The sequence below is a fragment of the Nitrospirota bacterium genome (assembly GCA_016212185.1).
Lineage (GTDB): Bacteria > Nitrospirota > Thermodesulfovibrionia > UBA6902 > DSMQ01 > JACRGX01.
In genome coordinates this window covers 1-11309 of sequence record JACRGX010000085.1, presented here as the reverse complement: position 1 = coordinate 11309, position 11309 = coordinate 1, and the positions used below count along the sequence as shown (strand labels likewise).

General features: G+C 44.0%; 8 protein-coding genes and 1 pseudogene. 7 read left to right on the top strand and 2 right to left on the bottom strand.

All coding sequences use genetic code 11. The features are described from left to right. Positions 1 to 75 precede the first annotated feature (75 nt). The gene (locus HZA10_09815; GenBank protein ID MBI5196606.1) at positions 76 to 471 is read left to right on the top strand and encodes a hypothetical protein; all 396 of its coding nucleotides are present in this window, start codon (positions 76 to 78) and stop codon (positions 469 to 471) included. Positions 472 to 528: 57 nt separating this feature from the next. On the opposite strand, the gene HZA10_09810 is transcribed toward HZA10_09815, so the two are convergent. Beyond that, positions 529 to 1299, bottom strand: coding sequence for a hypothetical protein (locus tag HZA10_09810; GenBank protein MBI5196605.1), 771 nt, complete (start codon positions 1297 to 1299; stop codon positions 529 to 531). A 189-nt stretch (positions 1300 to 1488) separates the two neighbouring features. On the opposite strand from HZA10_09810, the pseudogene smc reads away from it, so the two are divergent. From smc to HZA10_09780, 6 genes and pseudogenes are all read left to right on the top strand, one after another. Next, positions 1489 to 4989: pseudogene (gene smc, locus HZA10_09805) on the top strand (chromosome segregation protein SMC). Between the two features lie 230 nt (positions 4990 to 5219). Then, positions 5220 to 6590: an FAD-binding protein gene (locus HZA10_09800; GenBank protein MBI5196604.1), complete on the top strand. Its 1371-nt coding sequence runs from the start codon at positions 5220 to 5222 to the stop codon at positions 6588 to 6590. A gap of 135 nt (positions 6591 to 6725) precedes the next feature. Then, positions 6726 to 7172 carry a 50S ribosomal protein L9 gene (locus HZA10_09795; GenBank protein ID MBI5196603.1) on the top strand — a complete coding sequence of 149 codons (447 nt, stop codon included), beginning with the start codon at positions 6726 to 6728 and terminating at the stop codon, positions 7170 to 7172. Between the two features lie 144 nt (positions 7173 to 7316). Beyond that, on the top strand, positions 7317 to 8660 hold the full coding sequence (gene dnaB / locus HZA10_09790; GenBank protein ID MBI5196602.1) for a replicative DNA helicase: 1344 nt from the start codon (positions 7317 to 7319) through the stop codon (positions 8658 to 8660). A 53-nt stretch (positions 8661 to 8713) separates the two neighbouring features. Continuing rightward, positions 8714 to 9514: an AmmeMemoRadiSam system protein B gene (gene amrB / locus HZA10_09785; GenBank protein ID MBI5196601.1), complete on the top strand. Its 801-nt coding sequence runs from the start codon at positions 8714 to 8716 to the stop codon at positions 9512 to 9514. 353 nt (positions 9515 to 9867) lie between these two features. Next, complete coding sequence (locus HZA10_09780) at positions 9868 to 10662, top strand: YkgJ family cysteine cluster protein (protein MBI5196600.1); 795 nt, start codon at positions 9868 to 9870, stop codon at positions 10660 to 10662. Positions 10663 to 10730: 68 nt separating this feature from the next. On the opposite strand, the gene HZA10_09775 is transcribed toward HZA10_09780, so the two are convergent. Then, positions 10731 to 11309 (bottom strand): zinc-binding dehydrogenase (locus HZA10_09775; GenBank protein MBI5196599.1); only part of this gene is annotated, 579 nt, incomplete at its 5' end.

Sequence of the window (11309 nt, the reverse complement as noted above, 5' to 3'; positions counted from 1 at the left end):
TTTACCGATCCTTTTACTCTTGGAGAGCAGATAGGGGACTATGGTGTTGATACCTTTAATGCCGCTGTTGATGAAGTGCGCTTCTGGAATGGGGCGAGGACGGCATCTCAAATTGCACAATGTTATTATCAGGAGCTTGGCTATAATGGGTATTGCACAATCTCTTCTGATTTAATCGGCTACTGGAAGCTGAATGAAGGCGCCGGCAAATCAATTATCGATTACTCCGGCGGAGGCAATACAGGAACTAAATACTACTGTGAAAATACTGATATTGATGCTCCTCCTATAGAGAGTATCGGTGATGGGATAGGTGATGATGATGGGATATGCGAAGCAGGTGAGGTATGTACAGATCCTAATGAGTCAGACGGGGCATATGGGATAACTGTTGCCACTGGCCAAGGGTGTAGTTCACCGCCAACCAGCACTGAATGGACCGGCGGATGGGTAGCTGGGAAATCATTTTAGGATAATGAGTTAAAACAATTTTCAAGAGGGGAAGCAGTATACGCTTCCCCTCTTTTTTTATTTAAATCTCGTAACCTTTACCCCGATAAACGGCATGGATTTAAGATACTCGCCAAGCAATACTTTCATGACCCGCCCGTTGGCGTTTCTGCCCTTTGCCCCGCTTGCATGGATTAAATAAACTGCTCTGACCCTTTGACCCTTTGACACCCTGTCTTCTGTTTTTATGAGTCCTATATGTCCTACAATTTCGCCGGCAGTTCTTTTCTCAGGGTCTTTGATAAAGAATACAATATCTCCGCTTTTAAACTTTTCAACCGCGCTTAATACATCCTGCTTTAAAAGGATTTCATAATTTGTATAATTCCTTGAGCCTTTTATTTTGCTTGTCTTGCCAAATCCAGCAGTTACATCCACTCCCCATTTATCGCTTGCAATCATGTCTTCGCCGTACTGAAACCTGTCATCATAATTCAGGACCCTGCCGTTTTTAAGCATTCCTTTTGTGTGGAAACGCAAATCCAGAGCCTTTAAAACAGCCTCCTCAGGCGTATGGCTCAGCGCAAGCTCTGCCGAACGGAAGACATGATACATGCAGTCCATTTTTTCGTCTGCGACGATTACTTCCCTGCGCACATATGTTCCAAGCATATCTGTATCATACGGGGCGCCGATGAGCTGTTCTGCCCAGAATGCTATTTTCTCGCCGGTATGCGCGTCTTTTAATGCCTTTTGAAATCCAGCAATATCAACGGGTTGCAGGGCGGCGACATTTTGACTTGATAGAGACAGTGCAATCGTATATATTATTACTACTAACTTTTTCATCCTAAGATAAAGTTTAAGAGTAAATACGCAAAATTGCAAGAGAGTAAAATCTATTATCCACAGAGGACACCGAGAACATATTCATTGTAAATTTAGCATTGCAAATTTAGCATTTTGAAATGATAATTGATAATTTTGTAATGAAAAAACACTCTTTGTACGCTGTGGTTAAATGCAGGGATATAAACTATGCGGGTTGAACGATTAGAATTAGTAGGCTTTAAATCTTTTTTTGAAAAGACTACATTTAATTTCCATCCCGGAATAACTGCAATTGTCGGGCCCAACGGCTGCGGCAAAAGCAATATCGTGGATGCATTTAAGTGGGTCCTCGGAGAGCAAAGCGCCAAAAGCCTGAGAGGCGGCAGTATGGAAGACGTCATCTTCTCCGGCTCTGTCACAAAAAAACCAAAGGGCATGGGTGAAGTAACACTTACATTATCAGGCGCGGCTGAAAACGAAGAGATTTCAGTCACAAGACGGCTCTTCAGATCCGGCGAGAGCGAATACCTGATGAACAAAGTTCAATGCCGTCTCAAAGATATAAAAGACGTGTTTCTTGATACAGGGCTTGAGCTGAAGGCGTACTCAATACTTGAGCAGGGCCGGATGGATGAGATTCTCAACTCCAAGCCTCAGGACCGGAGGTTCCTGATAGAAGAAGTCGCCGGAGTTATGAAGTACAAGGTGAGAAGGGCTGAAGCGCTTCAAAAACTTGAGGCGTCGCAGATAAATCTGCAGCGCCTGCAGGACATAATCGCAGAGGTCAAGCGCCAAATCAATTCAATTGACAGGTATGCAAAAAAGGCGGAAAAATATAAAAAGCTTTTTGAAGAGATAAAGGGAATTGAGATTAAAATAGCGGTAAGGGATGCAGGCCTTCTGGATAAAGAACTTTCCGGATTAATCATGTCGGAAAATACGCTTAGGTCCCGGGAGGCGCAGCTCTCGTCGAGCATCCATTCAACAGAGGCATTAATAGAACAGAAAAAACTTATATGCCTTGAGAATGAGAAGAAGCTCAATGAGATTCAGGCAAGACTTTATTCTTCTGAAAAAGAAGTCACAGAATGTGAGGGCAAAATAGCGCTCCTTGAGAATGACTGCGAAAATCTGCGGGGCAGAGCTGAAAGATTGCTTTTAAGAGACGGCGAGTTAACGGCTGCGATGGAAAGCGTCAGCGTACAGTCAAAAGAGGCTGAAGAAAACGATATAAAAATAAATTCCGAGTTATCGGGCCTTGAAGATACCCTCACAGCCGAAAGTGTCCAATTTGCGGAAATGGAACATGAGATTCAGGGTCTGGAGCAGGGGCTTGAATTTGAGAGAAAACAGCTTTTTAACAGGGCTGAGGCCGTCAGTGTTTTGAAAAATGAGATAGGCAATCTGACCTCGCTGGTTGAGGATCTGAATAAGAAAGAGAGACGGGATGTTGAAGATATAAATTCAGTTAAAGAAAAACTTTCTTCCTTGAAAGCTTCACTGCAGGAATTAAAAGACACGCATTTAAAATTAGAACAGGCCATTAAAGACAAGACTGAATTTAGGGAAAACTTTCTTGACGGGATGAACAGAAAAAAAGAGGAGCAGTCCGGGATGGAAGAAAGGCTTTATAAGGAACGTGAAGAGCTGGCCTCAATGATTTCAAGACTTGACTCGCTGATTGAAGTATACAGGGATAAAAAAGATGGAATAGGGGAAAATATAAAAATTCTCTGTCAGGTCGCGGATATTTTTGAAAGTCCGCCTGAATTTGAAACGGCCATTGAGGCGGCGTTGGGCGAGAAACTCAATGCGTCAGTTGTAGATGACCACGACGAAGTCAAAAAGGCGCTCTGGTTTATAAAGGAACATAAGATGAGCAGAAGCGCCTTTATGCCTACAAACATAAATTCTCCCGCCTTAATTCCTCAATCCGAGGCACATGATTCCGGCGGCAATATTATCGGCAGGGCCATCAACATTGTTAAGGTCAGGGAGGGTTTTGAAAAAATTGCGGCCTCCCTGCTTAATGATGTAATTGTAGTCAATAACCTGAATACGGCATTTGAACTCTGGCCGGATTCCTTTGCCGGCTCTAACGGAGGTCCGAAATTTATTGTCACAATTGAAGGCGAGGTCCTTGAACCTTCAGGTGTTGTATTCGGCGGAACGGAAAAGGGCGTCCTGAAGGTTAAACGTGAAATAAAGGCGCTTAAGGCAAATATTGAAATCAGGAAAAACCAGATTCTCGGCATTGAAGATGCAATATCGTCATTAAAAAGCAGTATTGCAGCAGCAGAAAGTGACATAGCCTCTTTGACCGGTGAAATATCACGGCTTCAGTCTGACGCCCACGAGATACAGCTTAGGCTCGTCGGCCTGCAGGAGGAAAGCCTGAGTCAGGAAAAGAGGCTTCGGTACCTTTCCCTTGAGTCTGACGAATACCGCCGGGAATTGGATTCAATACGGCAGGCTCTGGATGAAAAAAACATGACCTGCAGAACCCTGGAAGAAGAACGAGCTGCGCTGGAAGATAAAATAAAGGGCCTTCAGGGCGCAATCGCAGATAAAAAAGAGCTTCTTGAGAAACTGCGCTCCGAACTTACTGAAATCAGGCTGACTGCGGCCGCCCTCATGGAAAAGATAGATGCGCTGGCCAGGGAAAAGGAAAGGCTCGGCTCGGCGTTATCAGACATTCAAAACAAGAAGAATGAAATATCTGAAGAACGCCTTGAAATTGACCGTCTGCTCGTTTTAAGAGATGAGGAGATAAAAGGAAAAGAAGCCTTTCTGAAATCATCTGTTGCGGCAATAAGTGGATTGCAGTCGGAATCCTCAAAGATGAAGGACCTACTTGAGGCTAAAACCGCAGAGCTGAATCTTATGGAACAGCAGATGAAGGCTTATTCATCCGAGATTGAGGGCGTCCGCAGGGAACTTGCTCAAGTTGAAGTAAAGAAAGCAGAATCATCATTAAAGTTAAAACATATTAAGGAAGACATAAAGAAATCTTACGGTATTGCTCTTATCCCGGGAGGGCAGGACCAGGCTGATGCAGCGCTGTCTGAGGAAGAGGAGCGCCTGCCGTCTCTCAGAGAAAAGCTTCAGGAGATCGGACCCGTCAACCTCGGTACGCTGGAAGAATTTGAAGAGCTTAAGACGCGGTATGAATTCCTGACAAAACAACAGGACGACCTGCTTCAGTCCATAAACTCACTGCAGGATGCAATTTCAAAAATAAACAGGACCACGCATAAAATGCTTGTTGACGCATTTGAGTCCTTGAACGCAAAATTCAAAGAGGTCTTTGCAATACTTTTCGGCAAAGGCAGGGCAGAACTTATTCTTACGTCTGAGGACATACTTGAGGCAGGCATAGAAATTGTTGCGCAGCCGCCCGGCAAAAAACTCCAGAGCCTGACGCTGCTTTCAGGCGGAGAAAAGGCCTTAACAGCCCTTTCGCTTCTCTTTGCAAGCTTTATGATAAAGCCCACTCCCCTTTGCCTGCTTGATGAGGTTGATGCGCCGCTGGATGAGTCAAATACGGACAGATTTACCGTCCTGCTCACAGAGCTTGCAAAAAACATCCAGTTCATCACAATTACACACAATCGCAGGACCATGGAGTCTGCCGATTATATTTACGGGATTACAATGGAAGAGCCGGGCACATCAAAAGTTATTTCAATGCACATGGCAAAGACTTAAAGACTGTAATGTGTGACGCGTAATGGGGAAAGGCGTGATATAACGGCATATGTGCCTGATAAACTTTAAGGGCAACACCTAAACGTCATGCTGCCTTTTATAAGCAATTCAAAAGCAAATACTTAAAACTTTTTGCAGCATAACAGATAATAATCCTGCCTGCGGCAGGCAGGCATTGTTGCATTCTTAAAGTTTTGAGGGCATGTATGCCGTTATATAAACTCTAAAAAATGAAAGACATCAGCGATATTCTCCCCGGAAGGGTGCTGACAGACCCTGAAGAGCTTTTCTGCTACAGTTTTGATGCTTCACCGGTTGAAGGGCTTCCGTCTGCGGTAGTTAAGCCTCTCAATGCCGGCGAGGTTTCAAAGGCTGTTGCCTTTGCATTTGAGCACAATATCCCTCTGATTCCGAGAGGCGCAGGGACAGGCATGACAGGCGGTTCAATTCCCATACGCGATTCAGTCATACTTTCGCTTGAGGGTATGAACAGGATTATTGATATAGATGAAAAAAATCTTGTAGTTGTGCTTGAACCCGGGGTCATAAACTCCAGACTGCAGGACAAATTGGAACCGCGGGGACTTTTTTACCCCCCGGACCCGGCAAGCATGGATTTTTGCACATTAGGCGGCAATGTTGCAGAAAACGCAGGAGGGCCCAGGGCGCTCAAGTACGGAGTCACAAGGGATTATGTGATGGGGCTTGAAGTTGTACTCCCGGACGGCAGGTCTCTGACAACAGGCGTAAAAACACATAAAGGGGTAGTGGGTTACGATTTAACAAGGCTTATTGTAGGCTCTGAAGGGACGCTTGCAGTCATTACAAAAATATTTTTAAAGGTACTGCCCCTGCCTGATGAAATAGTTACGCTTTTATGCATATTCTCAAATCTTGATTCAGCGGCAGAGGCGGTTACGCGGATAACTGCATCAAGGATAATTCCGAGGACGCTTGAATTCATGGACCATGAGGCGATAACTGCCGTTGAAAATTATAAGCCTGCCGGTCTGCCCCTGGATGCCGAGGCCTTGCTTTTAATAGAGGTGGACGGCGCCTCTGCAGCAGTAAATTCAGATGCGGAAAAAATTGCCTCAATCTGCACTTCAATGGGCGCCAATGTACGCGTAGCAGATGATAATTATTCAAGAAAAAGGCTCTGGGACGCAAGGCGGGCCGCATCGCCGGCGCTTTACAGGATAAGTCCTTCAAAAATTAATGAAGACATCGTAGTGCCGAGAAGCAGGATTCCTGAGATGATCCGTCTGCTCAGGAAGATTGGAGATAAGTATAAGATAAAAATAGTTAATTTCGGGCATGCAGGCGACGGCAACATACACGTAAACATAATGACTGACAAAAATAATCCCGAAGAATATAAAAGGGCCAAGGATTCTGTCAAAGATGTTTTTGACGCCACACTCAGACTCGGCGGGACTATTTCAGGAGAGCACGGGATAGGGCTGACTAAGTCAGAGTATCTGGATATGGAACTTTCATCTGACGGCATAGGTCTTATGAAATCCATTAAAAAAGTTTTTGACCCAAAAGGGATAATGAATCCGGGCAAGATATTCCTGCCGGGCAGGTCCGCTGATTGACAACAGACAGGCGTAATTGGTAAAATTTCTTGATTTCAAAATCCTGATATCCGAACCCCTGTTTATTCAAATCTGATAATTGCCGGAGAATTCAGGATTTCTGTTTTAAGAATTTGACGCATAAAGGAGATTACAATGAAGGTCATTTTAAAAGAAGAAGTTAAAAGTCTCGGCGACATAGGGAGCGTCGTAAATGTGGCAGACGGATATGCAAGAAACTATCTCATTCCACGGAATTTAGCCGCAGAGGCCAGCACTAAAAATATCAAGCAGTTTGAACACGAGAAAAAAATAATCCTTGAACGCGCTAAAAAAATAAAGGCCGACGCTCAAAACCTTGTAGGACAGCTGACAGGATTAAGCGTTGTCATAGAAGCTCAGGCCGGCGAGGAAGACAAGCTGTTCGGCTCTGTTACGAGCATGGATATTGCCGAGGCTTTATCAAAGCAGGGAGTGACTGTTGACAAGCGCAAGATACAGATAGAAGAACCCATAAAGAGACTCGGCACATATACCGTATCGGTTAAACTTTATCCTGAAGTAACAGCAAGTATAAATGTAGAGGTAAAAAAGGCTGAATAATACAAAGTATTAATTGCAAAATTATCAATTATCATTTCAAAATGCAAATTTTAAATGCTAAATTTGCAATGCTAAATTTAAAATGAATTCTTTTCTCGGTGTTCTCTGTAGTTTTAATTTTTTAACGTATCCCTTATTGCTAAAATGAAAGAGCTTGACCTTGCAGTTGACCGCTTGCCGCCCCAGAATTTAGAGGCAGAACAGTCTATCTTAGGCTCAATTCTGCTTGAAAATGAAGCAATAGCCATTGCCGTAGAAATCCTCTCCCCCAATGATTTCTACAGGGACGCACACAGGAAAATATACCTCGGGATGCTGGACTTGTACAAGAAAAACGAGCCGGTTGATTTAATTACCCTTACTGAACAGCTCAGCAGAAACGGTCAGCTTGAGGAAATAGGCGGCGCTTCCTACCTCAGTGCGCTTGTCAATATGGTGCCCACATCTGCAAATATTAAATACCATTCAAAAATTGTCAGGGAAAAAGCCGTACTCAGAAACCTGATCAGGACTGCCACTGAGATAATAACCCTGAGTTATGAAGAAGGACTTGAGGTTAACCAGCTTTTAGACAAGGCTGAAGAAAAAATATTTAAGATATCCGAAAAGATTGTGGGAAGCACTGTAGTCCACGTAAGCAGTGTTGTTAAGGATACCATAGATTTAGTAGACAAGCTTTATAATAATAGAGAATTCATAACCGGACTTGCAACCGGCTTCCATGACATAGACACACTCACCACGGGATTCCATCCCGGCGAATTAATAGTAATCGGCGCACGACCCGGAATGGGTAAAACCGCTTTTTGCCTTAATATCGCCGCGCACGTCGGAATAGAAGGCAATCTCCCTGTGGCTATTTTCAGCCTTGAAATGACAAGCGCCCAGATTGTCCTGAGGATGCTGTGCTCTGAGGCAGAGGTGGATTCCAAAAGTGTGCGCTCGGGTTATCACACAAAGGAAGATTACAGAAAACTTGTTGCTGCCGCAGGCCGTCTTGCTGAGGCTAAAATTTATATAGATGACACTTTTAATTCAGTGCTTGAGATAAGAGCCAAGTCGCGCAGGCTTAAAGCCGAACACGGATTAGGACTTATAATCATAGACTATCTTCAGCTCATGAGGGGTGAAGGCTCTTTTATCCAGAGGGAGCAGGCGATTTCAGAAATATCACGCTCATTAAAGGCGCTGGCAAAGGATCTCTCCATCACTGTTATTGTAATAAGTCAGCTTAACCGGAGCTGTGAACAAAGAGACAACAAACGCCCTTTACTTGCCGATTTAAGGGAGTCAGGCGCCATTGAGCAGGATGCTGACACAATAATGTTTCTGTACAGAGGGGAATATTATAAGGCAAAAGATGCTGAGGAAGGGGTTGCCGAGCTGAATGTGGCTAAGCAAAGAAACGGGCCTACCAGGGAAATTAAACTCACATTTCTTGATAAATTCACAAAGTTTAAAGCTTATTCGGACAGGGAAACCTTTTAATTCCCCAAAGTTTTGAAAGCATATATGCCGTTATACAAGATTCGGAATACAATATGAAACGCAGGCCGGCAGTGGCGGGACAGTTTTATCAGGGTTCTTCTGCAGGACTTTTAAAAGAGGTCCAGCGATATATTGAGTCGGCCGCCAAAGAAAAGGTTATTGGTGTTGTATCCCCGCATGCGGGGCTCATGTATTCAGGCAGTGTTGCCGGCGCTGTTTACTCAAGGATTGAAATTCCCCATACCTTTATACTTATCGGACCTAACCATACAGGATTAGGCAAGCCCGTATCTTTAATGGCAGACGGGGAATGGGAGGTTCCGACAGGCGTTTTGACGATAGACAAAGCGCTTGCAAAAAAAATTATGCAGTGCTCTCCTTTGATTCAGGAAGACAGCACGGCGCATTTGATGGAGCATTCGCTTGAGGTGCAGCTGCCGTTTATACTGCATTTTTCATCTGATGTATTGATTGTGCCTGTTATAATGATGGCATACTCATTGGATGTATGCAGGGAAGTCGGTCTGGCTTTGGCAGACGCCGTTCAGGATACTAAATATCCTGTCACGATTGTTGCAAGCTCTGACATGAGCCATTATGAACCGGATTCTGCAGCAAGGGCTAAAGATAAAAAAGCCATTAACAAGATACTGGACCTTGACCCTGAAGGATTGTATAAAACGGTCACCGGAGAAAACATCAGCATGTGCGGATTTGCCCCTGTGACTGCAATGCTCTTTGCAGTTAAGAAACTGGGCGCTAAAAAGGCGGCGTTTGTTAAGTATATGACCTCAGGCGACGCCAGTGGCGATTATTCTGCCGTGGTCGGATACGCGGGAATTGTAATTAAGTAGGGTTCAAGGGGTCATGGGTTAAGAAGAGGGGTAGCACAATAACGGCATATATATCTTCAACACTTTAAGAATACAACAATGATTATTATCTGTCATGCTGCAAAAAGTTTTAAGTATTTGCCCTAAACTATTTGTAAAAGGCAGCATGACTCTAAGGTGTTGCCTTAAAGTTTCTCAGACACATATGCCTTATATTAAATTGTGCTTCTTTAGCCGTCATTCCCGCTTGTCGGGAATCCTTCAGAAAGATTCTGGACAAGCCAGAATGACAGAAACAAGGAAATCCCACAGTCCCGAAGGCTTTCGGGATGGGGTATTAAAAACTAACTAATAAAGATATCAGGAGATAGACAATGCCAAATATGGATGTAGTAATGCCGACAAAGCTGGACTTGAATGCTAAGTTCAAATTCAGATGCCATAAGGGAATCAGGTGCTTCACCAAATGCTGCAGTAACATAGAAATCTTTCTTATGCCATATGACATACTGAGGCTGAAGAACAGGCTCAAGATATCCTCAGACAAATTCCTGTCAGAATACACCTATATAAAAATTGATGATAAATCCTCACATCCTCATGTAATGCTGAAGATGTCTGATAATAAGGAGAGAAAATGCCCCTTTGTTACGCCTGAGGGCTGTACAATTTACACTGACAGGCCTGCGAGCTGCCGCTACTATCCGATAGGGCAGGGCACGTTAAAAGTCGCAGGCAAAGACGGGCCTGAGGACGAAGAATTTTATTTTTTCATTAATGAGCCTCATTGTTTCGGCTTTGATGAAAACAAAAGCTGGACCATTGAATCATGGCGGATAGATCAGGAGGTTCAGCTGTATGATGAGATGAACAGGGACTGGAAGGCAATGCAACTGAGAAGAAATCTCCCGGGACAGCCCGAGCCTGACGAAAAAAAACTGCGTCAGTTCTACATGGCAAGCTATGATATGGACAACTTCAGGAGATTCATTTTTGACAGCAGGTTCCTTGACGTCTTTGACCTTGAAGAAAAAGAAATAGAAAAAATCAGGACAGACGAGATAGAACTGATGAAATTCGGCGTTAAGTACATTAAATATGTCATGATGCTTGATCAGTCTTTAAAAATCAAAGACAGCGTGCTTCAGGCAAGGACAAAAACAAAATAATGTCAAATTCTAAAATCTAAATTTCAAATAAAATTGGCATTTGAGCTTTGTAATTAGACATTAATTAATTACTTCGGCTCATCAGGAACCATCACAACCTTCAGAGACCGTTTTCCCTCGGAAACGAGTTTAAATCCCTCCTGTATCTCGGAAAAAGGCAGTTTGTGAGTTATCATCTTCCTGACATTAATCATATTACTGCCGATTAACTGCATTGCATCACGAAGGTCCTCAGGTGCGGCGCCATATGAAAATAACACGGTCATCTCATCCCTCCAGAATCGTACGGAGGGCAGGGTTATGTCCTCGCTTGGCACGGCGAAAAATATTATAGTGCCTTTCCTGTCAACGGAGTTGAGCGCGTCGTTGACAGCTTCTTTTGCGCCGGCGCAAACAATAACAACATCCGCCAGATTGCCGTTGTTCATTTTTTTTAATTCATCCGCTGAATACTGGCAGGCCCTGACAGCATAATCAGCGCCGAATTCAACTGCCTTATTCAGCCTGTATTCGTTGACATCCGTGGAAATTACTGCGGCGCCCTTAAGCTTTGCCATCTGGACATGTAAAAGACCTGATATGCCCGAGCCGAGTATGAGGACCGTGTGCGTCTTGTTAAGGTCCACTGCCTTCTGCCCTCGGAGCAC